We start from the raw sequence: 23,068 nt of genomic DNA, 5'->3' as shown, positions 1-23,068 counted from the left end.
TCGAGTATCGGCAGGATCCCCATCCCAACCATGTCCTCATACTATTAGAGTTTGGTTGATCGCGCCCCGGCTTCAAGGGTTTTCTTTCACTTGACAGTCACATTTCCCGTGACCGTGGCCGTGAGGAGCGTCAAATAAGCCCTAAAACCGGTCTTTTCTAGACCGGATTTCTGCAAATACGTCTGCAGGGTCCGCGCCCTCCATTCCCAAATACGCCAGAATCGCCGGGTCAGCGGCACGCAAAAACGGGTTTGTCGACTTTTCCAGGGCCAGTAATGACGGCACGGTCGCTTCTCCGGCAGCGCGTGCGCGATCGATATTGGCGACACGTTTTTTAAGGTCGGGGTTGTCGGGATCGACCGTGACGGCAAATCTGGCGTTGGATTGCGTGTACTCGTGACCTGAACAGACTAGCGTATCATCCGGCAGGGCAGCGAGTTTGCTGAGCGAGGCCCACATCTGTGCGGCATCTCCTTCGAACAAGCGTCCGCATCCCAACGCCATCAGGCTGTCGGCCGTAAACACGACGCTGCTTTTGGGCATATAGTATGCAACGTGACCGACAGTGTGGCCCGAAACATCCAGCACTTCGACTGGTTCACCACCAACCTCGAATGTATCGCCCTCGGAAACTTGCAAGTCTAAAGGAGGCAGACGATGCGCGTCTGCCGCCGCCCCGACAACTTTTGCAGGGTGTTTCTCCAGTATGGGGGCTAGACCATCGACATGATCCCAATGGTGATGCGTCAGCAGAACATGGCTCAGTTGCCAACCACGCTCTGCAAGGGCCGCTAGAATCGGCCCGGCTTCGGGGGCATCAATTAGTGCGGTTTCGCCGCTGGTGGCGTCATGGGCCAGAAAGGCGTAATTGTCGCTGAGGCAAGGAATTGTGACGATCTCAAGAGGCATGGCCTTTTGCCCTTTCGTTGCTAGACTGCGCCCAGCTAAGCCGATTGACCGGGTGTCCGCAATGCATCTTGATGTGCAGGATCTGAGGAACTTTTACTACCGCAGCACGCTGGGGCGTGCGGCGCAGGCTGCCATTCGCGGTCGGTTGATCGATTTGTGGCCCGAAGCCAAAGGTCAGACGGTCGCTGGTTTTGGTTTTGCGGTCCCATTGTTGCGTCCATATCTGGCTGATGCCCGTCGGGTGATTGGCCTGATGCCCGGCCCGCAGGGGGTAATGCCCTGGCCCGCAGGTATGCCCAACGTTTCTGTCCTGACCGAAGAGACGATGTGGCCGATTGAAACCGGGCATGTAGACAAGCTGGTCGTCATGCACGGGCTGGAGAATTCAGAAAGACCAAGCCAGTTGCTTGATGAGTGCTGGCGCGTTCTGGGGCCGGGAGGCAAGGCTATGTTCATCGTGCCAAACCGGGGTGGCCTCTGGTCCCGGTCTGACCGGACACCCTTTGGCTTTGGTCATCCCTATACTGCCAGTCAGCTAGAGAAGCAGCTCAAAGCGCATCACTTCGTGCCCGAGAACCATTGTTCCGCGCTCTATATGCCGCCGTCATTCCGCCGGTTCTGGCTGAAATCCGGAAACCTGATTGAGAGAACAGGCCAGCGCATTCCGTCTGTGATGGCAGGTGGCGTGTTGATGGTCGAGGTGAGTAAACTCATCCGGCCTCCCAGTGGCACCGTGACCAAGGACACCGAAAAACGCCCGATCAAAGCGCTGGATGGGTTGCTAAAGCCTGCCTGATCTCTTTGTGCCCCGGAGCGGTATTGCGGCGGCCAAAAATGCGGGAAAAAGGTCACAGGAATCGCAAAAACCTGCAAGTTGGTAACATTTTTCAACCGGATCGGCTGATAAAAAGGGTCGCACTCAACTTAAGTGCATGAATTTAAACAGATTGTGGATAAATCCGTCACCACTATAATATGTTGCGAGCTGGGTTCGGCTCTGCTAGACCCCCGGTGATTTTGATCCCCGACCGTCTGGCCGGGGTTTCTTCACGCCCCCGGGGTAGCTGCCGCAACGCGAATTCGGGGCCCAAAATATCGGAAGGGTGGACGTGTCCGAACCAGCTTCGATTTCCACAGGCATCGCCGAGCGCTATGCCACTGCGATCTTTGAGATCGCAAAAGAGAATAATGACCTTTCAGGTCTGGAAACCGGCATCAATGATCTGGCAGCAGCTCTGGGCGAAAGCGCCGACTTGCGCGACCTGATCGCCTCGCCGCTGGTTTCACGCTCCGAACAGGAAGCAGCGATTACCGCGATTGCCGACAAGATGGGTCTGCACACCATCCTGCGCAACACGCTGGGCCTGATGGCTGAGAAACGCCGCCTGTTTGTTATTCCGCAACTGATTCAGGTCCTGCGTGATATGCTGGCGGATGAGCGCGGTGAAGTGACCGCGGATGTTGCGTCGGCCAAGGCGCTGACCAAAACTCAGATGGAAAAACTGTCCAAGACGCTGTCCGAGCGTGTGGGCAAGACCGTAACAATCAATGCGACCGTTGATGAAAGCCTCATCGGCGGTCTTGTCGTTAAAGTGGGCTCGAAAATGATCGACAGTTCGATCCGTTCGAAGCTGAACTCCCTACAGAATGCAATGAAAGAGGTCGGATAAATGGGAATCCAAGCTGCAGAGATTTCTGCAATCCTGAAGGACCAGATCAAGAATTTTGGTCAGGAAGCCGAAGTGGCCGAGATCGGCCGCGTGCTGAGCGTCGGTGACGGGATTGCCCGTGTATACGGCCTGGACAACGTGCAAGCCGGTGAGATGGTCGAATTCCCCGGTGGCATCATGGGCATGGCGCTGAACCTGGAAAGCGACAACGTCGGTGTCGTTATCTTCGGTTCCGACCGTGACATCAAAGAAGGTGACACTGTTAAGCGCACCAACTCGATCGTGGACGTTCCGATCGGTGACGAGCTGCTGGGCCGCGTTGTAGACGGTCTGGGCAACCCGCTGGACGGCAAAGGCCCGATCAACGCAACCAAGCGTGGTGTTGCAGACGTTAAAGCGCCGGGCATCATCCCGCGTAAATCGGTTCATGAGCCGATGGCAACCGGCCTGAAATCGGTTGACGCGATGATCCCGATCGGCCGCGGCCAGCGTGAGCTGATCATTGGTGACCGTCAGACCGGTAAAACCGCCGTTGCTCTGGACGCGATCCTGAACCAGAAAGTTTACAACGAAGCAGCAGGCGACGACGAGTCGAAGAAGCTGTACTGCGTGTACGTTGCGATCGGTCAAAAGCGTTCGACCGTTGCTCAGCTGGTGAAGAAACTGGAAGAATCCGGTGCGATTGATTACTCGATCGTTGTGGCCGCAACCGCGTCCGACCCGGCCCCGATGCAGTTCCTGGCACCCTACGCCGCAACCGCGATGGCCGAATACTTCCGTGACAATGGCCGCCACGCACTGATCATCTATGATGACCTTTCGAAACAGGCTGTTTCGTATCGTCAGATGTCGCTGCTGCTGCGCCGTCCGCCCGGACGTGAAGCCTATCCTGGTGACGTTTTCTACCTCCACTCCCGTCTGCTGGAGCGTTCGGCGAAGCTGAACGAAGACTTCGGTGCGGGCTCGCTGACCGCTCTGCCGGTTATCGAAACTCAGGGTGGTGACGTTTCGGCGTTTATTCCGACTAACGTGATCTCGATCACCGACGGTCAGATCTTCCTGGAAACCGAACTGTTCTATCAGGGCATCCGTCCTGCTGTGAACACCGGTCTGTCGGTTTCGCGTGTGGGCTCTTCGGCCCAGACCAACTCGATGAAGTCGGTTGCGGGTCCGGTTAAACTGGAACTGGCTCAGTACCGCGAAATGGCTGCGTTTGCGCAGTTCGGTTCCGACCTTGACGCCGCAACCCAGCAGCTGCTGAACCGCGGTGCGCGTCTGACCGAACTGATGAAACAGCCGCAGTACTCGCCGCTGACCAACGCTGAAATCGTCTGCGTCATCTTCGCCGGCACCAACGGTTACCTCGACAAGATCGACGTGTCCGATGTTGGCCGTTACGAAGCTGGCCTGCTGGCGCACCTGCGTGGCAAGCACGCGGATCTGCTTCAGTGGATCACGGACGAAGATCCCAAGATCAAGGGTGACGCTTCCGACAAGATCAAGGCTGCGCTGGACGAATACGCCGCAACCTTCGCTTAAGGGAGAGGCGGGCATATGCCAAATCTTAAGGACCTTAAAAACAGGATCGAGTCGGTCAAATCGACCCGCAAGATCACCAAGGCCATGCAGATGGTCGCGGCTGCAAAACTTCGCCGCGCCCAGGAATCTGCCGAAGCCTCGCGTCCCTATGCCGAGCGGTTCAATGCCGTGATGGCGGGGCTGGCGGCTTCGGTCGGGGGCAGCGACAGCGCCCCCAAGCTGCTCCGTGGTACGGGCAGTGACGATGTCCATCTGCTGGTTGTCATGACAGCTGAACGCGGCCTTTGTGGCGGCTTCAACTCGAACATCGCCAAGCTGGCCCGTGTCAAAGCGGAAGAGCTGCGCCTGAAGGGCAAGACAGTCAAGGTTTTGACCGTCGGCAAGAAGGGCCGCGACGCGCTCAAGCGTGATTTTGGCGATCTGTTCGTTGGACATATCGACCTGAGTGAGGTCAAGCGCATCGGTTACACCAACGCGCAGGACATCGCGAAGGACATCCTGTCCCGCTTTGACGGGGGTGAGTTCGACGTTGCCACGATCTTCTACTCGAAGTTCGTAAACGTTGTGACCCAGATTCCGACGGCACAGCAGGTCATCCCAGCCTCGTTTGAGGAAACCGAGGGTGACGACAGCGGTGCGGTATTCGACTACGAGCCCAGCGAAGAGGCCATTCTGGCCGACCTGCTGCCTAAGGGGGTTGCGACCGCGATCTTCTCGGCTCTGCTCGAAAATGGAGCGTCTGAACAGGGTGCACGGATGTCCGCAATGGACAACGCGACGCGCAACGCGGGTGAGATGATCGACAAGCTGACGATCCAGTTCAACCGTTCGCGTCAGGCCGTGATCACCAACGAGCTGATTGAAATTATTTCCGGCGCCGAAGCGCTGTAAGAAAACCGGAGACGAAACATGGCGAATGCAAAAGGCAAAGTCACACAGATCATCGGGGCCGTCGTCGACGTGCACTTCGAAGATCAGCTGCCTGAAATTCTGAACGCGCTGGAAACCACCAACAACGGCAAACGTCTGGTGTTGGAAGTTGCTCAGCACCTGGGTGAAAACACTGTCCGCACCATCGCGATGGACGCGACCGAAGGTCTGGTCCGTGGCGAGGAAGTAACCGACACAGGCGCACCGATTTCGGTTCCGGTTGGCAATGCTACTCTGGGCCGTATCCTGAACGTTGTCGGCGAGCCGATCGACGAAAAGGGCGACGTTGTTGCATCTGAAACCCGCGCAATCCACCAGCCCGCACCTGCGTTCGACGAACAGTCGACCGAGTCGGAAATCCTGGTGACCGGCATCAAGGTTGTTGACTTGCTGGCCCCTTACGCCAAAGGCGGTAAGATCGGCCTGTTCGGCGGCGCCGGCGTTGGTAAAACCGTTCTGATCATGGAACTGATCAACAACATCGCAAAAGTGCACTCGGGCTTCTCGGTGTTCGCGGGTGTTGGTGAACGTACCCGTGAAGGGAACGACCTGTACCACGAGATGATCGAATCGAACGTTATTAAGCCGGACAACCTGTCGGAATCGCAGGTGGCCCTGGTTTACGGTCAGATGAACGAACCTCCGGGAGCACGTGCACGTGTAGCTCTGACCGGTCTGACACTGGCCGAGCAGTTCCGCGACCAGTCCGGTACCGACGTTCTGTTCTTCGTCGACAACATCTTCCGCTTTACGCAGGCGGGTTCCGAAGTTTCGGCTCTGCTGGGTCGTATTCCTTCGGCGGTGGGTTACCAGCCGACACTGGCCACCGACATGGGTGCCCTGCAGGAACGCATCACCTCGACCAAGTCGGGCTCGATCACCTCGGTTCAGGCGATCTACGTGCCTGCGGACGACCTTACCGACCCTGCGCCAGCAACCTCGTTCGCGCACTTGGACGCGACCACCGTTCTAAACCGTGCGATCTCGGAAAAGGGTATCTACCCTGCGGTTGACCCGCTTGACTCGACTTCGCGTCTGCTCGACCCGGCCATCGTTGGTGAAGAGCACTACAAGGTTGCGACCGACGTTCAGCAGATCCTCCAGCGCTACAAGTCGCTGCAGGACATCATCGCCATCCTCGGCATGGACGAACTGTCGGAAGAGGACAAACTGACAGTGGCACGTGCCCGTAAGATCGAGCGCTTCCTGTCGCAGCCGTTCGACGTGGCCGAAGTCTTCACCGGTTCGCCGGGCGTTCAGGTTCCTCTGGATGTGACCATCGCGTCGTTTAAAGCAGTTGTCGCTGGCGAATACGATCACCTGCCCGAAGCGGCCTTCCTGATGGTTGGCGGCATCGAAGAAGTGATCGCCAAAGCGGAGAAGATGGCCGCAGAAGCCGCCTAAGGAGCACATCTGATGGCAAACACGATGCAATTCGACCTCGTCAGCCCAGAGCGGAGCCTTGCTTCGCTCGCGGTCACCGCGGTCCAGATTCCCGGCGCGGACGGGGACATGACGGCAATGCCCGATCATGCCCCCACAATTACCACGCTGCGACCGGGCATCCTGAAGGTCGAAGCACCCGAAGGGTCCAGCGAGTACCTGGTCACCGGTGGGTTTGCTCAGATCAACGGCGATGGCCTGTCGGTTCTGGCCGAAAAGGCCATTCCGGTAGCCGAAGTGACCCGGTCGCATCTGGACGACCTGATCGCTGAGGCCCGCGCTTCGCACGAGGCGGCAAAGACTGGCGATGATCAAACCATCGTCGACGATGCTGCCAAGCTGCTGGCCGACATGGAAGCCCTTGGGACGCACATGAGCCTGTAAGGCTCCGTGACTTTCTGATCATTATGAACGGCTCCGCCAGGCGGGGCCGTTTTTTTATTCGTGATTTTCCTGCTGGGGCAGGCTAAGGCTTTTATATTCAAGTACAAAGATCACAGAATGAAAACTTTTCGGACCCATCCAATCGGCATCGACCAAGGCGAAGTATTGTTGTTCTCGGAGTTTTCCGATGGTGGCAGCATGTGGACTGGTCAGGGACCGCGCGAAAGGCGCAAATCAGTTAGGTTCAGTCAGCCGTTCCGGTCGCCTCCGGTTTTACAGATTGGTGTCTCCCTCTGGGATGTGGATACCTCGTCGGCGTTGCGTGCCGAAGTGAAAGCCGAGGACATCACGGCTGAGGGCTTCAACGCTGTATTCCGTACATGGTCCGACACCCGCATCGCCCGCATTCGTGCCGCATGGACCGCGATCGGGGAAGTGGCGCACGAGGATGACTGGGATATTTCCTGAACGTACCTGTTTTGGCCTGCAAGCTATGTCGACGCGGGGCCATACCACGCATGCTCTGGTTCACTCGCGCCAGTGAGTGACCGATTTGCCGCCCAAAGCTGCGTTCCCAGATCGAAATGCCACCATTCATATGCATAATTCGTGAATCCAGCACTGCACATCGCCCAGTATAACAGTCGACGATTTTGCAGAGCCTCCTGATCGCTGAGCGACAATTGTTCCGGATCGCCATCCACCGAACAAAGGATTTCTTCGAAATAGGTGGTGTGCGTAATGTCCGAGGGATCATCGAAAATTCCGCCGAAGAAGAGGTGTTCCTTAGTATCTTTGTTTCGCAACGTCAGATCGATCGCGCCTCCGGTGATGTGCGTTGGCCAAGTGCGTGCGTCATCAGGATCAAAGCTGCGGGGGTCCGAACAATACCGGCCCGCAAAGGCGATACATTCCTCATCTGCCGGGGCGATCAATGACCTGCGCGCCCGGGCAACAAAAAAGTCCCAAAGTTCCTGCTGGACCGAGAGCGGGCGAAATCCATTCAGCGCATAAATCTCAATGCCCAGATTGGTGAGCTCTTCATTGATATCCGCAAGCCGTTCAGCCAGAGATTTGCGTACTCGCACACTTGGGTCCGAAGTGGCAAAACAACGCCGGTAGGGCGTGTTCAGGCCGTCCCTGCGGGCGTAGAAATTGAAACTTGGTATCTCGTAGTCAGCCAGATCGACCAGAGGCTCCTGAGCGCGCCGATCACTTTGATCCACAGGGAACTCTCGATAGTCCAAAGCTGTAGGAGGGTTTGTGGTTACGGGGATCGGACGTTCTCGAAACGTGGAGTATTCCAGCAACAACCTGTCCTTTTTGGCTACGGAGCGAAATTCAAAACGCATGCAACGACATTGGATCATTGCAAACATTAAACGGGTCGCAGTCAAGAAGGTTGGGAAGGCGGCCATCTGCAGTTATCGTCGCGCAGTTGACCGGAAAGGAAACCGGGCGGCCTCAGCAGGCCGCCCGTTTTGGATTACTTCGCGTGATACAGCGACTCGTAGATCGGTGTCAGCGTCTTGTCTTCGAAGAGCGAGGAAACACTTGTGCCGTTCCAGATATTCAGGATCGCCTGTGTGAAGATCGGTGCTGTTGGCACGATGCGGATATTCGATGCCTTTGCGATTTCAGGCGTCGGTTGGATGGTGTCGGACAGAACGAGCGACTTCATGACCGAGTTGGTCACTCGCTCAACAGCAGGGCCGCTCATGACACCGTGGGTGATGTACGAGTGAACTTCCTTGGCACCGTTATCCATCAGAACCTGCGCAGCTTTGCAGAGTGTTCCAGCGGTGTCGCAGATGTCGTCGACGATCAGGCAGATCTTGTCTTTCACATCACCGATTACTGTCATCTCAGCAACTTCACCCGCCTTTTCGCGGCGTTTGTCGACGATGGACAAAGGTGCACCGATCCGCTTGGCCAGCTCACGGGCGCGGGCGACGCCACCTACATCCGGCGAAACCACCATGATTTCATCCATCTGTTCCTTGAACTGGTTTTTCACGTCCAGAGCAAAGATCGGCGAGGCATAGAGGTTGTCCACGGGCATATCGAAGAAGCCCTGAATTTGGGCGGCGTGCAGGTCCATGGTCAGGATGCGTTCGATCCCCGCGCCGGTCAGCATATTGGCGACCAGCTTGGCGCTGATCGGTGTGCGGGCCTTGGTGCGGCGGTCCTGACGGGCGTAGCCAAAGTAAGGAATGACTGCGGTGATACGCTGTGCTGATGAGCGGCGCAGTGCGTCAGCGATGATCAGCAGCTCCATCAGATTGTCGTTGGCCGGGTTCGAGGTCGGCTGGATGATGAACATATCCTCGCCGCGAACGTTTTCGAAGACCTCGACAAAGATCTCACCGTCGTTGAAGCGTTCGACACGTGCGTCGACCAGACCCTGGTCAACGCCGCGATGCAGGCTCATTCGGCGGGCAATGGTTTCGGCAAGAGGAAGATTGGCGTTCCCAGCGATTAGCTTGGGTTCGTGAAGTGTCGGCATCGGCTGAAAATCCCCGGGCAGCAATGGCAATGTGACAGATTCGTGATGTTGACACCGCTTAGCATGGCCTTACCGTCCCGCAAAGATAACGTAGCGGAGAAAGTGCACATGGCCGACATTGACTACTTTTTTGCGACACTGTCGCCTTATTCTTATCTCGCAGGCACGCGACTCGAGGAAGTTGCAGCGAAACATGGTGCAACGATCGCCTACAAACCCTTGGATATTATCGCACTGTTCGGCCGTACCGGGGGAACGCCGCCCAAAGACAGGCACATTTCCCGCATAGAATACCGGGCGCAGGAACTGCTGCGCCAATCCCGCAATCTGGGAATGGATTTCAATCTGCAGCCCGCGCACTGGCCAACAAATGCCGCGCCGTCATCATATGCAATCATTGCCGCCATTCAGGACGGTTCAGGCGATGTGGGTAAGCTGTGCCACTCGATCCTGCGGGCCTGCTGGGCCGAGGATAAAGACATCGCGCAGGATGATGTCATCCGGGATTGCCTGACGCAGGCGGGATTTGATCCCAAACTGGCTGACAGCGGCCTGTTGCTGGGCGCCGAAACCTACGCAGCAAATCTTGAAGAGGCGGTGGATCGCGGTGTGTTTGGTGCGCCGTTCTATATCACGCCGGATGGTCAGCGGTTCTGGGGGCAGGATCGGCTGGATGATCTGGACCGGCATCTGGCGGAGACCAAGGGGTGAAGGACGAAGCCTCATCGTCGCAAGCGACTTTCGTCCGGCAACTGGGAGAGGGGGAGCGCAAAGTGCTCGCCCTGCACTGCACCATAGCCCATTCAAGGGCCTGGGCAGGATTGGCCGCCACGCTGAAGGATGAGGCGACACTGATTGCACCGGACATGCTGTTTCACGGGCAAAGCCCGGACTGGGATGGTGAGGGCGATGTCTTTGATGCTGTGACAAGACAAGCTCTGGATCAACTGACCGAGCCCATGGATGTCATCGGACATTCGTTCGGCGGGATGATCGCATTGCGGCTTGCTGTCGAATATCCCGAGCTGGTGCGCAGTGCCGTCCTAATCGAACCCGTGTTTTTCGCCGTCGTGAAACACGATGCGCCACATCTGGTTCAGGATCATGACCGCGAAGCTCAGCCCTATCTGACTGCGCTGGCCGCAAAGGACTACAGGCTCGCTGCACGGTTGTTCAATCGGATGTGGACTTTGGATGACGGCCCCTGTTGGCCGGATTTACCCGAACGAACACGGGCAGCGATGGAGCGGGGTATCCAACTGGTCGCCCCGGTTGAGGATGTATTGTTTGATGACCGGCTTGGTTTGTTGAAAGCCGGTCAACTGGATCGCGCGACGATGCCAGTCCTGCTTTTGCGGGGATCACGGACACAGCCCACGATTCATGTGATCAACACCGGACTTCAGAACCGTCTGCCATCTGCATCAGACCGAGTGATAGATGGGGCAGGGCACATGCTGCCCATATCCCATCCACACGAAACGGCTGAACAGATACTCAGGTTTTGGGGTGCAAAAGAGAATACCCGGTCAGAATAGGCTCAGAGCAGCGAAATGAATTGGTCGATCTGATCTTCGCCGATCGACCAGTCACACACCAGTCGGCAGGCCAGCATTTCATCTTCGTCTTCGCCTTCCAGCTCAGCGCCCCACAGATGATAGACCGCACCGGCGTCGTGCAAGGCGCGGTGTTTGCTGCGCGGGAAGCTGGCGAAAATCATGTTGGCTTGGGGCTCGTGCAAGAACTCAGCACCTGCTGCACGCAGGCCATCGGCGAGGCGGGCGCAGTTGGCATTGGCCTGACGCGCTGACCTCAGCCACAGATCGTCCTGCAGATAGGCCGCCATTTGCGCCGACAGATAGCGGTGTTTGGAAAACAGATGTGCCCCGCGTTTACGGCGCAGCTCGAACTCCCAGGCTTTGCTCTCGTCAAAAAAGACTACCGCTTCGACCCCCATCAGACCGTTCTTGGTGCCGCCAAAGCTGACGGCATCTACACCGGCCTTCCACGTCATTTCAGCAGGTGAGCAATTCAGCGCGACCATCGCATTGGTGAAACGTGCACCGTCCAGATGCACAGGCAGCCCATATTCCTTGGCGACGCCGCACAGTGCCTGCAGTTCGCCCAGCGAATAAACCGACCCACGCTCGGTCACCTGCGTGATCGAAACCGGACCACGCTGAGGGCCGTGAACGCCACGGGTTTCTTCGGCAAGAATCGACCCGCGCAGGGCTTCGGGCGTCATCTTGTCCTCACCCGGAACCAGCGTCAGCTTGGCACCGCTGTAGAATTCCGGCGCGTTGCATTCATCCTCGTGGATATGTGCAACCGGTGAGCAGAATACGGTTTCCCATGGCTTTGTCAGCGTGGCCAGAGCCAATGAGTTTGCAGCAGTTCCCGTGGCGACAAGATAGACTGCTGCCCCCGGCGCTTCGAAAATACCGCGGATCTGATCGCGCACTTCGTTCATCAACGTGTCTGCGCCATAGGCCATCTGATAGCCTTGATTGGCCTCGGTCAGCGCGGCCAGAACTTCCGGATGAACCGGTCCGGAATTGTCAGAGGCGAAATGCATCAGATAGGCTCCTCAATTATGTATTCTTCCCACTCGTCCTCGGGAGTTTCGAACTCCGAGACGGTGCGTCCCTGAACCGATACGCCGGCGGCATGGACGCTGTTCGGCGTACCAGACAGCAACGGGTGCCAGTCGTAAAGGGGTTTGCCTTCCCAAAGCAGCCGATAGGCGCAGGTTTGGGGCAGCCAGTAGGCGTGTTCATCAATATTGTCCGGCGTCATTACGATGCATTCCGGAACAAACTGATGCCTGATTTCGTACTGCGTGCAACGGCAGGATTCATCATCCAGCAAGCGGCAGGCAACGCAGGTCAGGGCAACCTCGCCGCTGTCCTCATCCTCCAACTTGTTCAGGCAACATTTGCCGCAACCGTCGCACAAAGCTTCCCATTCGCGCTTGTTCAGCTTGCGCATGGGTTTGCGTTCCCAGAAACGCGGCGACAGGCCTGCGCGTTCAATCGGGTCCTTGCTCATAGTTCGGCCAGAATATCGCGCGCCTGACTGCAATCCGAATCCATCTGGGCAACCAGCCCATCCAGCCCATCAAATTTCATCTCGGGGCGCAAGTAATCGACGAGACCAACAGATAGGGTAGAGCCATAAAGATCGCCGGAAAAATCGAACAGAAATGTTTCGATATTGGGGATTTCGCCATTAAACATCGGCCGGGTCCCGACCGAGGCCGCACCGTGATAGCTGCCTTTGTGCGGTCCATCCAGAACGTCGACCAGAACGGCATAGACCCCGAATTTTGGCGGGTGCAGCCCTTCGATCGACATGTTGGCCGTGGGAAAGCCCAACTCTCGCCCGCGCTGCTCTCCTCCTATTACTTCGCCTTCGATCCGGTGCCAGTGCCCCAGCATTGCAGCCGCGTCGCGTGGACGACCTTCGGTCAGTGCTGTGCGAATAGCAGTTGATGACACAATGTTTTCCGATCTTTCCATCAAGGGGGCGATTGTGACATCAAAGCCCATTTCGCGCCCGAACCGTTCCATATCCTGGGCTGTCCCACTGCGACCCTTGCCGAAACAGAAATCGGCCCCGACCACGACATGTGCCAACCCCAGACCGTCGCAGATGACGTTTCGGGCAAAGTCCTCGGGCGACAACCCGGCCAGAGCAGCGTTGAACGGCAATTCGTATAGTTTCTGAACGCCCAGTTTCTCAAGCCGGTGGGCGCGGGCATTGCCGCGCATCAGGCGAAATGGCGGGGCGTCGGGTGCGAAGTATTCGCGTGGGTGAGGCTCGAATGTGAGCACGCCCAACGGCGCATCCGGTGCTTCATTGCGGGCAAGGTCAATCACCGATTGATGGCCGATATGAACGCCATCAAAATTACCGATCGCAACACTGGCGCCTCGGTCTTCTGGCTCAACAAACTGGAAATCCCGAATGATCTGCATTCCGTTTGCCTAGCGGGACTGGGGGCCGGGTTCAAGCACCTGATTCAGTCAATAACGCGCTCTGGGTGCAGCATCTTCTGTCCGAAACCGCCGGACCCAGTCCTGATTGGTGCTGTCCGCCAGTTTTGCGGTTGGTGTGGCCACTGCATGCGCGACGCTGGGATCAAGATCCAGAGCAGTAAGCACTCTTGCAAGTTCGCCATTGGGATCTCGGGAAAGCTGATCATAATGAATGGTCACAGGATTAATGCCCTCTTGTGCAAACCAATCCAGCCATCTCGCGTCTAACACCTCGAACTCATGCTTACATCGCTCAAGCTCACCCCGGTTGTAGACGGGTTCAGCTGGAGGAGAGAGGCGCTCCATCTCACTGCCATCCGAGTTTTTGTGCCACAGCCCGGTCTGGCTTGCCTTCACGAATGAGACTGCCTGACCAAGCTTGTCGCTGCGGGTCAGGTGAATGAACATGGGCTTGCCAAACTGGGCCTGAAACCGCGCCACATCGGTTGATTGATCGGGATGCAACTTCCCGAGTTGTTCCAGAAAGAACTCCAAACTCTTTCCCTGCATTCGCAATCCGAACACGTCCGAGCCAGCCCGCCCTTTTGCATGCGCTGCCCGAAAGACAGCAACCCGCGCTGCATCAACATTGGGATAGTCGCCGATCTCAAGCTCATAACTTTCCAGCCAGTCTTCAAGGCTGGGCGAATGGAAGTAGGATTCAGGTTTGCCGGCAATGCCTGTCGCCTCGAGCAGTTTGCACAGCAAAGTACTGCCGCTGCGCGGGCTGCTGCAGATCATGTAAGAGCGGTAGGCGGCCATGGCAGATACGGAAATCGTTTCGAATGAAGAATTTTGATGCGCAAGTTCTACGACAATTCGACCGATTGCAAAGCCTGCCAACAAAAAAAGGCGCCGTGACCGGCGCCCTCTGAACATGGAAGATAGGCAGAGGTTCAGTCGAACTTTCTGGACGGCGCCAGAACCATTGCCTCACCAATCAGGACCTTTTTGCCGTCAACGGCGCAGTGGCAGTCCAGTTTCACCCGGCGCTTGGCAAAGTCGATATCGATCACTTTAACCTCGGCGTAGACCATATCTCCGGGACGAACGGGTGCCAGAAACTTCAGGGACTGGCCCATATAGACAGTTCCGTGACCGGGAAGCTGTTCGCCGATAACTGCCGAGATCAGACCGGCCGTCAGCATACCGTGTGCGATACGGCCCTCGAAAATCGTGTCGCGCGCATAGTCATCATCCAGATGCACAGGGTTCCGGTCGGTTGAAACCTGAGCAAACATCTCAATGTCTTCGTCCGTCACCACTTTGCGCAGGTGCCGGGTCATGCCCATTTCGATGTCTTCGATGCAGATCGTTCCGCGCGGAAGATTGTCCAACATGTCGCCCTCACTCAATGATGGCCCGGAAACAAAAAATCACCCATGGCCGCAGGTTGGCAACTTTATTACTTTGCAGGCGCAGAAAATCAAGCCCCTTTTTGACTAACGCAAGCGGCCGATCGAGTAGGTTGGGTTGATTTTTTCCTTTTCAATATAGCTGCTTAGAGCATCGGAGTCAGGCTGGTACGACGTTTTTGTCTCGGATGCAGCCAGACCGCCGGTGATAAACAGGGAATCAATGCCCTCACCCATGCCGCCTGCGATGTCGGTATGAGGGCCATCGCCAATGGCCAGAATGTCGGAATCTGCGACATCCACCCCAAGGGCGTGCAACCGCCGCCGGGCCAGATCGTAGATTGGCGGGTGGGGTTTCCCGAAATACAGACTCTCACCGCCCATTTCAGTATAGAGCTTGGCCAGCGCACCCGCGCACCATTCCCGAATTTCACCGCGATCAACCACAATATCGGGGTTCGCGCAGAGCAGCTTGAGACCTTTTTGCTTGGCATAAAGAAAATCAGGACGGTTCACTGACGGGTCAGCCATCGGATCGAACGGGCCGCAGCACACAATGCCTTCGGCCTCATCCAGTGGCACACGTTCGACGTGCAGCGGGTGATCCAGCAGTTTCAGAGGTTCAAAGAAACCGGCGTCGCGTTCCCATTCCCCCATGAAATAGACCTTTTCGCCCACTTCACCGCGGAACATCGCAGACCGGGCTGAATCTCCACTGGTGGCAATGGTGTCATAGGAATCTGCCGGGACGTTGAAATGCGTCAACTGTTCGGCAACACCCGCCCGCGGTTTGGGAGAGTTGGTAACCAGAACCACTTTGCCACCGCGCTCACGATAGGCTTTCAGCGCTTCGACAGCTTCGGGATAGGCGGTGATGCCGTTGTGGACGCAGCCCCACAGATCGACGAACAGTGCCTTGTAGCGGTCGGAGATCTCGGCAAGCGAGGTGACGATCTGGGTCATGAGGGCCTCTGGGTCAGAAATCGGAGTTGCGACAGCTATGGCAAAGCTTTTGCGCCTTGACCATCCCGCATCGCACATAAGCTGCTGCTAGTTGTCTTCAGTGATCTCTTCTACATCAGGTGCCTGTTGCACGTTCTCGGTGCCCAGAATGATCTGAGCGCCGATGCGTGTCTGATACCGGATGATTGCAAGGTAACCCGGGCCAAGCTCGGCCTGAAGCACGTCGACCAAGGGGTTTTCACGCAGCTGTTCGGGTAACAAACCGGCGACAGACGAGACTTTGAATTGAGCTTCGGCCGGAAGGTCGACGATCAGCCAGACTTCGGCCTGCTTCCGCTTTGCGTTGACGTCTATGCGGATGATCTCTACCGAAACCGGATCGGCCCAATCCCGAATGGCCTGCGCCACTTCGGCTTCGGTGCGGGTTTCCAGATAGCGATTGTAGGTCGATTTCCCCAACTGAATGACCACAACGGCCAGAAAGGCAAGCGTCACGAATACGCTTGCCGTGAAGTTGAGCTTGCGCCTGCCTTTGCCAAACGCGACCGATCGGGCAGCGTAAACGATGTATACGGCACAGGCAGACAGGATGATCGCACCAAGGTTTGTTGCAAACAGCAGACCGGCCTCATAGGCCTCGGCCGGCTCGCGGAAATACAGCAGAATTCCCGATGCCGAAAGCGGCGGAACCAGCGAGACACCGATCGCCGCGCCGGGCAATAAGCTAAGCTCGGACCGGTTGATCTGAACATAGGCCCCGGCGACACCCGCGGCCAAAGCAACGATCAGGTCCTCAGTTCCCGGGTCGGTGCGCGCCAGAACCTGATCAGGGATCAGAACGCCCCGCGGAACGTCGGCCGCATACACCATGAACCACGCCATGAGAACGCACAGAACCGCGGCGCAGCACACGATCAGCGCTAGGGTCAACGCGCGTTTCAGCCAACCCATCACCATCGCAGCCGCAACGCCCAGAATGGGTGTCATCAGGGGCGCAACCAGCATCGCAGCAATCACCACGGCTCCGGAATTGCGCAGCATACCCATCGTGGCAATCACAACGGACAGCGTCAGAAGCATGGAAAAGCGGCGCCAATAGGCGGCTTTGTCCTTGCCTTCAAATCGCAGGATATCCCGCGTGGTGCTGAAACTTCGTACGCTCATGCTGTTGTCTGGTCCAATTCATCGAAGGGCCTACAACATCAGCTTAGCAATGGATGTCTAACGCGCAAATCCTTAGTCGCAATGAAAAAAGGCGCCCGATTGGACGCCTCTTAGTTTGGTTTGGCAGTCAATCAGACCTTCAGGTTCGGGATGATCTGCTTTTTGCGGCTCATGACGCCGGGCAGGATCACAGCGTCACCATCAACGGTCGCACCAAAGCTCTTCTCAGCAACGCCTTTGACCAGATCGTTCGGAACCAGCAGGGTGGCCTCTTCGTTCAGGATATCGACGACAAACAGCAGAACCTGATCAACGCCGTCTTCCTTGGCAACGTCAACCATCGAGCTCGCCAGGCTGGCTTTGCGGTCCAGAACAACGCCCGGCGCGGTGGTTTCCAGAACCGAGACGCGGAACTTGGTGCCATCGACTTCGTATTCCTTGCTGTCCATGCGGATCAGTTCCGCGTCCGAGAACGAGGACACGTCTGATTTCGCCGCGAACATGTCGGCTGCATAGGCCGAAACGTCCAGCCCCAGATCAGCTGCCAGCTTTTCGGCCACGGCGCGGTCATGCGCGGTGGTTGTGGGTGAGCGGAACTCCAGCGTGTCGGACAGGATGCAGGTCAGTGCAGCGCCTTTGATGGCTTCGGGCATCTTTGCGGCGTCGTCACCCATCAGGTCAACCATGATGGTTGCGGTACAGGCCAGTGGGCGCACGGTGATGTCGATCGGGCCTTTGGTTTCCAGACCGCCGACCAGCTTGTGGTGGTCGATGATGGCGCGGATATCGGCGCTGTTGATGCTGGCGGGCAGCTCGGCCGGGTTGTTGGTGTCGACGATGACAACCGGTGCATCCTCGGATACGTCCTCGATGATTTGCGGCTTGGGCAGGTCCCACCGCTGCAGCATGAACGCCGCTTCGGTATTGGGCTCACCCAACAGCACGGCCTCGGCCTTTTCACCTTTGACTTCGTTCAGGTACCAGGCCCACAGGATGGGCGAACCGGTCGAGTCTGTATCGGGGGATTTGTGACCAAATACTTGGATTGTCATATCAGCGTCCTGAGGATTGGAAATTTGCGCGCCTTATAGGGCGGCCAATCCCGCTTGTCACCCTGCAGCAGCCCGTCTGCGACGGTTGGTCTGAGGCCTGCCGGTTCCTGCTAGAACGGAGCACGCGTCAGGGTGTACCCGGCCTGCTGCAACTGGTTCAGCAGCCCGTATTCATCGCTCAGATGCCCGGCGCCAACCGCAATCACGGTGGTCTGGTCCTTGATGTCCAGAATCTGCTCCATCCAGTTAGCGTTGCGCTGCACCAGCAACTGGTCTTCAAAGCCTTTCCATTCGGCATCGAATTCCTCCGGTGTCAGGCCGGATGCCTCAAGCCCCTGAAGCTTGGCAAGCTGCAGGATTTCGGCGTGCTTTTCTTCGAGATATGCGTTGGCCATCGTGATCAGATGATCGTCCCCGGCCTGCAGCGCACCGGCTAGCCGAACCAGCGATTGTACCTGCTCTTCGATCGGGTGGCTGTCGAACATGTTCATCACGTCCTCAACGCGTTCCAGCGAGTATTGGGGGATGCCTTTCGCCTCAGCCAGTTCGGAGAGGCGCTTGTCCATGCCGCGATCCGCGTCGGGGGTGGTCATCAGGCAGGGTGGCAAGCCCAGCATCATGCTCAAAAACCATGGGCGCATCTTGGCTGCCATCCAGTCCGGAATTCCGCGCTCAGCGAGTGCTGCGGAAAATACGGCCCAGTCCTCTTCGCCCATCAGATCGATCAGAGTTGGCCCGGAGGTGATCAGCACAGGGCTGAAGTCCTTTTCAAGGTCCTTCTGGAACGCCTCCATCTGATCTTGCGTGATCTCGAAATAGAACGCGTCAGCTTCGCTCAGTGCGGGCGACAGGCGTTCGATCACCTCTCCCATCCGCTCATCATTGGTGTGCAGGGTGCCGATCAGATGCAGGACCGTATCCCCCTTGCGGGCGATCCAATGGTTGCCTTCGGGAAACAGGATTCGGCTCACGGCTTCATCCAGTTGCTGGTGTTGTTCGGCTGTCATATCCAGCCGAAGATCGCGCCCTTCGCAGGCTGCATGTGCAGACAGAGGCAGCAATAGGCAGAGGAAAAAGCTGAACAGGCGCATCGGTTCCATCCCGGCAGTGTGATTATTGGCTCAGGGACAGTGTTGCCTTGCTGCGTTAGCAGGTGCAACCATTTGATTTCGAAGTTTTGCCCGTGACATCTGGCATTCCCGGCCAAACTGCCTAGCATGGCTGAATGGACCGCGAACAGGATCTCTACCCACCCGTCAAAGCGCTGCTGGAGCGTCAGGGCTATGCCGTGAAAGGTGAAGTGGGCGCAGCCGACATCGTCGCGCTGCGTGAGGGGGAGGATCCCGTGATCGTTGAGCTGAAGCTGCGGTTCTCGCTGGCCCTTTTTCATCAGGCCATAGCGCGGCTGAAGATGACGGATCAGGTGTATATTGCGGTGTGTAAGCCCACGGGAAAAACTGCACGGCGCGCGCTGCGGGACAATCTCGCCCTGTGTCGCCGTCTGGGTCTGGGGCTGATCACGGTTCGGCAAGATGGCAGGGTTGAGGTGCAATGTGACCCCGGTCCTTATGCGCCGCGTAAGTCCAATATCCGCAAAGCCAGACTCTTGCGCGAATTTGACCGGCTGCAAGGCGATCCCAATTCTGGTGGTGCGACCCGGCACGGAATTGTCACAGCCTATCGTCAGGATGCTCTGAAATGCGCGGCACATCTGGCGGAATGCGGTGCGGCCAAAGGGGCCGACGTGGCCAGGGCCACTGGCGTTGCAGCGGCGACGCGCCTGATGCGTGACAATCACTACGGATGGTTCGATAAGGTCGAAAAAGGTGTCTATGCCTTGTCAGAGACCGGGACCGAAGGCCTGAAACACTGGGCCTACAGTTGGGAAGAAACCAACTGATCCTGCCAAAGCCATCAGGCGGATCAAAAAAGTTCAGCCGATATTGTTGACTCGCTCTGACCGACCCCCTAGCTATGCGTCGTTATCACTCTCTACCCTTGAGTGCTAACGCCTCGCCAGACGGCGAGGGGAGGATAGATAAACTTTGAGCCCAAGGAGCTGCAAAGATGGCATTGAAACCGCTTCATGACCGTGTGCTGGTTCGCCGTACCGAAAGCGAAGAGAAAACCGCAGGCGGCCTGATCATTCCTGACAGTGCAAAAGAAAAGCCCAGCGAAGGCGAAGTCGTTGCAACCGGCGAAGGCGCACGCAAGGACAGCGGCGAACTGATCGCAATGGCTGTTAAAGCTGGCGACAAGATCCTGTTCGGCAAATGGTCGGGCACCGAGGTCAACGTCGGCGGCGAAGAGCTGCTGATGATGAAAGAAAGCGACATCATGGGGATCATCGAGTAAGCCCACGCGCTTCTCTGATCCTCATTCCAATACATTTTCTCAAGGAGAAACGACATGGCTGCAAAGGACGTCAAGTTCGACACCGATGCCCGTAACCGCATGCTGGCAGGTGTGAACATCCTGGCCGATGCTGTTAAAGTGACCCTGGGCCCCAAAGGCCGCAACGTGGTTCTGGACAAATCCTTCGGCGCACCGCGCATCACCAAAGACGGTGTTTCGGTTGCCAAGGAAATCGAACTGGAAGACAAGTTCGAAAACATGGGCGCGCAGATGGTGAAAGAAGTCGCCAGCCGCACCAATGACGAAGCCGGCGACGGCACCACCACCGCAACCGTTCTGGCTCAAGCCATCGTTCGCGAAGGTCTGAAGCAGGTTGCAGCTGGCCTGAACCCGATGGACCTGAAGCGCGGCATCGACCTGGCGACTGCCAAGGTTGTTGAAGGTATCAAAGACGCCTCGCGTGAAGTCAAAGACTCGGCAGAAGTTGCTCAGGTTGGCACCATCTCGGCCAACGGCGAAGCCGAAATCGGCCAGCAGATCGCAGACGCGATGCAGAAGGTTGGCAACGAAGGCGTTATCACCGTCGAAGAAAACAAAGGTCTGGAAACCGAGACCGATGTTGTCGAAGGTATGCAGTTCGACCGTGGGTACCTGTCGCCTTACTTCGTCACCAACGCAGACAAGATGATTGCAGAACTCGACGACTGCATGATCCTGCTGCACGAAAAGAAACTGTCCTCGCTGCAGCCGATGGTTCCGCTGCTCGAGCAGGTGATCCAGTCGCAAAAGCCGCTGCTGATCATTGCTGAGGACGTTGAAGGCGAAGCGCTGGCAACTCTGGTTGTCAACAAACTGCGCGGCGGTCTGAAAATTGCTGCTGTCAAAGCACCGGGCTTCGGCGATCGCCGTAAAGCCATGCTGCAGGACATCGCAATCCTGACCGGCGGTCAGGTCATCAGCGAAGATCTGGGCATGAAGCTCGAGTCCGTCACCATGGACATGCTGGGCACCGCCAAGAAAATCGAAATCACCAAAGACGAAACCACCATCGTCGACGGTGCTGGCGAGAAAGCCGAGATCGAGGCACGTGTTGCTCAGATCCGCACTCAGATCGAAGAAACCTCGTCGGACTACGACCGTGAGAAGCTGCAAGAGCGCGTTGCCAAACTGGCAGGCGGTGTTGCTGTTATCCGCGTCGGCGGCATGACCGAAGTTGAAGTGAAAGAGCGTAAGGACCGTGTGGACGATGCTCTGAACGCAACACGCGCTGCTGTTCAGGAAGGCGTTGTTGTCGGCGGTGGTGTTGCTCTGGTTCAGGCCGGTAAAGCACTGGAATCGCTGGAAGGCGCAAACGCTGATCAAAGCGCAGGCATCAACATCGTTCGTAAGGCAATCGAAGCGCCGCTGCGCCAGATCGCCGAGAACGCGGGTGTTGACGGTGCGGTTGTTGCAGGCAAGGTCCGTGAGTCCACTGACGCTGCATTTGGCTTCAACGCACAGACCGAAGAATATGGCGACATGTTCTCGTTCGGCGTGATCGACCCGGCCAAAGTTGTCCGTACCGCTCTGGAAGACGCGGCATCGGTTGCTGGCCTGCTGGTTACCACCGAAGCAATGGTTGCTGACAAGCCGCAGAAAGACACACCTGCTGCAGGCGGCATGCCCGACATGGGCGGCATGGGCGGCATGATGTAAGCACGTCGAGTTCACACACCAGCGAATTCTGACGTACCCGACAGGCGCTTGGCCAGCAGGCCAAGCTGCCGAAAGGGGCCGCACTGAGAAATAAGAACGGGGTCGCCTTTGGGCGGCCCCGTTTCCTTTTGCAGCTTATGCCCGCAGGAAAGTGAGTGTCCAAAACTCTGTTAAACCGCTATCCGGTTGATATGAGACTATTCCTGCTGACCACCCTGACCATGTGCGCCTTTGCGGCAAATTCGATATTGAACCGTCTGGCGGTCGACAGCGCGGCCAGCGATCCGGCCAGTTTTGCTGTGGTCCGGGTATTGTCCGGGGCCTTGGTTCTTTCACTTCTTGTCCTTATGCGTGGCACGCAACTGCCATTGCGGAACAGGCGAAGGATCATCGGGGCAGGGGCGCTATCGCTCTATATGATCGGGTTTTCGGTGGCCTATCTGACACTGGATGCAGGTCTTGGCGCGCTGATCCTGTTTGGTGTGGTCCAGATCACCATGTTTGCGGCGAATACCGCATTCGGCGCGGTCCCTACCGCCCGGCAAATGCTTGGTGCTGCCATAGCGCTTGCGGGCCTCGCCTTTGTGTTGTGGCCATCGGGTGCGCTGCAGGTCGACCTTACAGGGGCCGCCTTGATGACCGCCGCCGGAGTTGGCTGGGCAGCTTATTCGCTGGCCGGACGCTCCGAGCCGGATGCCTTGGCCGGGACAGCTGCAAACTTCGTAGTGGCTTTGCCGGTTACCGCTTTGGCTCTGCTATGGTTTGGTGCTGGATGGCAGATCAACGCTGTTGGGTATCTGCTTGCAATCCTGTCGGGTGCGGTCACATCCGGGATGGGTTACGCCCTGTGGTACCGGGTTCTGCCGCAGCTTGCTCCGGCTGCAGCGGCGGTTGTTCAACTCAGCGTCCCGATCATTGCGATCATTGCCGGAGTGATCCTGCTGGGCGAATCTGCAAGCCTGAAACTGATGGTCGGAGCAATGCTGGTGCTGGGCGGTATCGCACTGGCCGTGGTGCGGTTGAAGCGCCGCTAGGGGTTCCAACCGCGCAAGATAGGCCTTATCTG

25 protein-coding genes are annotated in these 23,068 nt (G+C 57.4%); 13 read left to right on the top strand and 12 right to left on the bottom strand.

Annotation, left to right across the window (positions count from 1 at the left end; all coding sequences use genetic code 11):
• Positions 1–141: 141 nt before the first annotated feature.
• Positions 142–909 (bottom strand): hydroxyacylglutathione hydrolase, encoded by a 768-nt coding sequence (gloB, locus tag ACR0IO_RS03770; protein WP_480739650.1) that lies wholly within the window; start codon positions 907–909, stop codon positions 142–144.
• A 61-nt stretch (positions 910–970) separates the two neighbouring features.
• On the opposite strand from gloB, the gene ACR0IO_RS03765 reads away from it, so the two are divergent.
• The 7 genes from ACR0IO_RS03765 (at position 971) to ACR0IO_RS03735 (ending at position 7,343) form a co-directional block, all read left to right on the top strand.
• Positions 971–1,705, top strand: a complete 735-nt coding sequence (locus ACR0IO_RS03765; RefSeq protein ID WP_480739649.1) for a class I SAM-dependent methyltransferase — start codon at positions 971–973, stop codon at positions 1,703–1,705.
• A gap of 313 nt (positions 1,706–2,018) precedes the next feature.
• Positions 2,019–2,579, top strand: a complete 561-nt coding sequence (locus ACR0IO_RS03760) for a F0F1 ATP synthase subunit delta (protein WP_209016103.1) — start codon at positions 2,019–2,021, stop codon at positions 2,577–2,579.
• Entirely contained in the window at positions 2,580–4,118 is a 1,539-nt protein-coding gene (atpA, locus tag ACR0IO_RS03755; RefSeq protein ID WP_155144880.1) for a F0F1 ATP synthase subunit alpha, read from the top strand.
• Between the two features lie 15 nt (positions 4,119–4,133).
• Positions 4,134–5,009 carry a F0F1 ATP synthase subunit gamma gene (locus ACR0IO_RS03750; protein WP_155144879.1) on the top strand — a complete coding sequence of 292 codons (876 nt, stop codon included), beginning with the start codon at positions 4,134–4,136 and terminating at the stop codon, positions 5,007–5,009.
• An 18-nt stretch (positions 5,010–5,027) separates the two neighbouring features.
• Positions 5,028–6,452: a F0F1 ATP synthase subunit beta gene (gene atpD / locus ACR0IO_RS03745; protein ID WP_155144878.1), complete on the top strand. Its 1,425-nt coding sequence runs from the start codon at positions 5,028–5,030 to the stop codon at positions 6,450–6,452.
• A 12-nt stretch (positions 6,453–6,464) separates the two neighbouring features.
• Complete coding sequence (locus tag ACR0IO_RS03740) at positions 6,465–6,875, top strand: F0F1 ATP synthase subunit epsilon (protein WP_170331393.1); 411 nt, start codon at positions 6,465–6,467, stop codon at positions 6,873–6,875.
• A 117-nt stretch (positions 6,876–6,992) separates the two neighbouring features.
• On the top strand, positions 6,993–7,343 hold the full coding sequence (locus tag ACR0IO_RS03735) for an H-type lectin domain-containing protein (RefSeq protein ID WP_155144876.1): 351 nt from the start codon (positions 6,993–6,995) through the stop codon (positions 7,341–7,343).
• Between the two features lie 23 nt (positions 7,344–7,366).
• Here the strand turns inward: ACR0IO_RS03735 and ACR0IO_RS03730 are convergent, their stop codons facing one another.
• Complete coding sequence (locus tag ACR0IO_RS03730) at positions 7,367–8,227, bottom strand: M15 family metallopeptidase (protein WP_480739648.1); 861 nt, start codon at positions 8,225–8,227, stop codon at positions 7,367–7,369.
• Positions 8,228–8,361: 134 nt separating this feature from the next.
• On the bottom strand, positions 8,362–9,381 hold the full coding sequence (locus tag ACR0IO_RS03725; protein WP_155144874.1) for a ribose-phosphate pyrophosphokinase: 1,020 nt from the start codon (positions 9,379–9,381) through the stop codon (positions 8,362–8,364).
• 108 nt (positions 9,382–9,489) lie between these two features.
• Between ACR0IO_RS03725 and ACR0IO_RS03720 the strand changes: the two genes are divergently transcribed.
• Together ACR0IO_RS03720 and ACR0IO_RS03715 are read left to right on the top strand one after the other, a co-directional pair.
• Entirely contained in the window at positions 9,490–10,092 is a 603-nt protein-coding gene (locus tag ACR0IO_RS03720) for a DsbA family protein (protein WP_480739647.1), read from the top strand.
• A complete protein-coding gene (locus tag ACR0IO_RS03715; RefSeq protein ID WP_480739646.1) occupies positions 10,089–10,919 on the top strand; it encodes an alpha/beta fold hydrolase in 831 nt (276 codons plus the stop codon). Before ACR0IO_RS03720 ends, ACR0IO_RS03715 begins: the two co-directional genes overlap by 4 nt.
• Before the next feature lie 2 nt (positions 10,920–10,921).
• Here the strand turns inward: ACR0IO_RS03715 and ACR0IO_RS03710 are convergent, their stop codons facing one another.
• The 9 genes from ACR0IO_RS03710 to ACR0IO_RS03670 all read right to left on the bottom strand — a co-directional run bounded on the left by ACR0IO_RS03710 (position 10,922) and on the right by ACR0IO_RS03670 (position 19,043).
• Positions 10,922–11,956 (bottom strand): threonine aldolase family protein, encoded by a 1,035-nt coding sequence (locus ACR0IO_RS03710; protein ID WP_480739645.1) that lies wholly within the window; start codon positions 11,954–11,956, stop codon positions 10,922–10,924.
• Positions 11,956–12,429, bottom strand: coding sequence for a YcgN family cysteine cluster protein (locus tag ACR0IO_RS03705; RefSeq protein ID WP_480739644.1), 474 nt, complete (start codon positions 12,427–12,429; stop codon positions 11,956–11,958). Before ACR0IO_RS03705 ends, ACR0IO_RS03710 begins: the two co-directional genes overlap by 1 nt.
• A complete protein-coding gene (locus tag ACR0IO_RS03700; RefSeq protein WP_170331403.1) occupies positions 12,426–13,358 on the bottom strand; it encodes a bifunctional riboflavin kinase/FAD synthetase in 933 nt (310 codons plus the stop codon). The genes ACR0IO_RS03705 and ACR0IO_RS03700 overlap by 4 nt, the downstream gene beginning before the upstream one ends.
• A gap of 48 nt (positions 13,359–13,406) precedes the next feature.
• The gene (locus ACR0IO_RS03695) at positions 13,407–14,180 is read right to left on the bottom strand and encodes a Stf0 family sulfotransferase (protein ID WP_480739643.1); all 774 of its coding nucleotides are present in this window, start codon (positions 14,178–14,180) and stop codon (positions 13,407–13,409) included.
• Between the two features lie 134 nt (positions 14,181–14,314).
• Complete coding sequence (locus ACR0IO_RS03690; protein WP_058275518.1) at positions 14,315–14,758, bottom strand: MaoC family dehydratase; 444 nt, start codon at positions 14,756–14,758, stop codon at positions 14,315–14,317.
• 102 nt (positions 14,759–14,860) lie between these two features.
• Positions 14,861–15,736 carry a TIGR01459 family HAD-type hydrolase gene (locus ACR0IO_RS03685; protein WP_480739642.1) on the bottom strand — a complete coding sequence of 292 codons (876 nt, stop codon included), beginning with the start codon at positions 15,734–15,736 and terminating at the stop codon, positions 14,861–14,863.
• Between the two features lie 87 nt (positions 15,737–15,823).
• The gene (locus ACR0IO_RS03680) at positions 15,824–16,900 is read right to left on the bottom strand and encodes a DUF389 domain-containing protein (RefSeq protein ID WP_480739641.1); all 1,077 of its coding nucleotides are present in this window, start codon (positions 16,898–16,900) and stop codon (positions 15,824–15,826) included.
• Positions 16,901–17,031: 131 nt separating this feature from the next.
• On the bottom strand, positions 17,032–17,952 hold the full coding sequence (locus ACR0IO_RS03675; RefSeq protein ID WP_480739640.1) for a manganese-dependent inorganic pyrophosphatase: 921 nt from the start codon (positions 17,950–17,952) through the stop codon (positions 17,032–17,034).
• A gap of 110 nt (positions 17,953–18,062) precedes the next feature.
• Positions 18,063–19,043 (bottom strand): TraB/GumN family protein, encoded by a 981-nt coding sequence (locus ACR0IO_RS03670; RefSeq protein WP_480739639.1) that lies wholly within the window; start codon positions 19,041–19,043, stop codon positions 18,063–18,065.
• A gap of 134 nt (positions 19,044–19,177) precedes the next feature.
• On the opposite strand from ACR0IO_RS03670, the gene ACR0IO_RS03665 reads away from it, so the two are divergent.
• From ACR0IO_RS03665 to ACR0IO_RS03650, 4 genes are all read left to right on the top strand, one after another.
• Complete coding sequence (locus ACR0IO_RS03665) at positions 19,178–19,852, top strand: DUF2161 domain-containing phosphodiesterase (protein ID WP_480739638.1); 675 nt, start codon at positions 19,178–19,180, stop codon at positions 19,850–19,852.
• 167 nt (positions 19,853–20,019) lie between these two features.
• Complete coding sequence (locus ACR0IO_RS03660; protein WP_155144864.1) at positions 20,020–20,307, top strand: co-chaperone GroES; 288 nt, start codon at positions 20,020–20,022, stop codon at positions 20,305–20,307.
• 54 nt (positions 20,308–20,361) lie between these two features.
• Entirely contained in the window at positions 20,362–22,002 is a 1,641-nt protein-coding gene (groL, locus tag ACR0IO_RS03655) for a chaperonin GroEL (RefSeq protein ID WP_480739637.1), read from the top strand.
• A 191-nt stretch (positions 22,003–22,193) separates the two neighbouring features.
• Entirely contained in the window at positions 22,194–23,036 is an 843-nt protein-coding gene (locus tag ACR0IO_RS03650) for a DMT family transporter (protein ID WP_480739783.1), read from the top strand.
• Positions 23,037–23,068: the final 32 nt, after the last annotated feature.

The sequence above is a fragment of the Ruegeria sp. CE12 genome, from assembly GCF_056537525.1.
The sequence above is the reverse complement of the archived record's forward strand: the minus strand, read 5'-3'. Positions and strand labels throughout refer to the sequence as shown.

Excerpts from the sequence above, each read along its gene's own strand:
- groL (WP_480739637.1), top strand. The coding sequence starts at position 20,362 with ATGGCTGCAAAGGACGTCAAGTTCGACACCGATGCCCGTAACCGCATG.
- ACR0IO_RS03730 (WP_480739648.1), bottom strand. The coding sequence starts at position 8,227 with ATGCGTTTTGAATTTCGCTCCGTAGCCAAAAAGGACAGGTTGTTGCTG.
- ACR0IO_RS03675 (WP_480739640.1), bottom strand. The coding sequence starts at position 17,952 with ATGACAATCCAAGTATTTGGTCACAAATCCCCCGATACAGACTCGACC.
- ACR0IO_RS03650 (WP_480739783.1), top strand. The coding sequence starts at position 22,194 with ATGAGACTATTCCTGCTGACCACCCTGACCATGTGCGCCTTTGCGGCA.
- ACR0IO_RS03735 (WP_155144876.1), top strand. The coding sequence starts at position 6,993 with ATGAAAACTTTTCGGACCCATCCAATCGGCATCGACCAAGGCGAAGTA.
- ACR0IO_RS03710 (WP_480739645.1), bottom strand. The coding sequence starts at position 11,956 with ATGCATTTCGCCTCTGACAATTCCGGACCGGTTCATCCGGAAGTTCTG.
- ACR0IO_RS03665 (WP_480739638.1), top strand. The coding sequence starts at position 19,178 with ATGGACCGCGAACAGGATCTCTACCCACCCGTCAAAGCGCTGCTGGAG.
- ACR0IO_RS03685 (WP_480739642.1), bottom strand. The coding sequence starts at position 15,736 with ATGACCCAGATCGTCACCTCGCTTGCCGAGATCTCCGACCGCTACAAG.
- ACR0IO_RS03740 (WP_170331393.1), top strand. The coding sequence starts at position 6,465 with ATGGCAAACACGATGCAATTCGACCTCGTCAGCCCAGAGCGGAGCCTT.
- ACR0IO_RS03705 (WP_480739644.1), bottom strand. The coding sequence starts at position 12,429 with ATGAGCAAGGACCCGATTGAACGCGCAGGCCTGTCGCCGCGTTTCTGG.
- atpD (WP_155144878.1), top strand. The coding sequence starts at position 5,028 with ATGGCGAATGCAAAAGGCAAAGTCACACAGATCATCGGGGCCGTCGTC.
- atpA (WP_155144880.1), top strand. The coding sequence starts at position 2,580 with ATGGGAATCCAAGCTGCAGAGATTTCTGCAATCCTGAAGGACCAGATC.
- ACR0IO_RS03765 (WP_480739649.1), top strand. The coding sequence starts at position 971 with ATGCATCTTGATGTGCAGGATCTGAGGAACTTTTACTACCGCAGCACG.
- ACR0IO_RS03725 (WP_155144874.1), bottom strand. The coding sequence starts at position 9,381 with ATGCCGACACTTCACGAACCCAAGCTAATCGCTGGGAACGCCAATCTT.
- ACR0IO_RS03695 (WP_480739643.1), bottom strand. The coding sequence starts at position 14,180 with ATGGCCGCCTACCGCTCTTACATGATCTGCAGCAGCCCGCGCAGCGGC.
- ACR0IO_RS03720 (WP_480739647.1), top strand. The coding sequence starts at position 9,490 with ATGGCCGACATTGACTACTTTTTTGCGACACTGTCGCCTTATTCTTAT.
- ACR0IO_RS03680 (WP_480739641.1), bottom strand. The coding sequence starts at position 16,900 with ATGAGCGTACGAAGTTTCAGCACCACGCGGGATATCCTGCGATTTGAA.
- ACR0IO_RS03700 (WP_170331403.1), bottom strand. The coding sequence starts at position 13,358 with ATGCAGATCATTCGGGATTTCCAGTTTGTTGAGCCAGAAGACCGAGGC.
- ACR0IO_RS03750 (WP_155144879.1), top strand. The coding sequence starts at position 4,134 with ATGCCAAATCTTAAGGACCTTAAAAACAGGATCGAGTCGGTCAAATCG.
- gloB (WP_480739650.1), bottom strand. The coding sequence starts at position 909 with ATGCCTCTTGAGATCGTCACAATTCCTTGCCTCAGCGACAATTACGCC.
- ACR0IO_RS03660 (WP_155144864.1), top strand. The coding sequence starts at position 20,020 with ATGGCATTGAAACCGCTTCATGACCGTGTGCTGGTTCGCCGTACCGAA.
- ACR0IO_RS03690 (WP_058275518.1), bottom strand. The coding sequence starts at position 14,758 with ATGTTGGACAATCTTCCGCGCGGAACGATCTGCATCGAAGACATCGAA.
- ACR0IO_RS03670 (WP_480739639.1), bottom strand. The coding sequence starts at position 19,043 with ATGCGCCTGTTCAGCTTTTTCCTCTGCCTATTGCTGCCTCTGTCTGCA.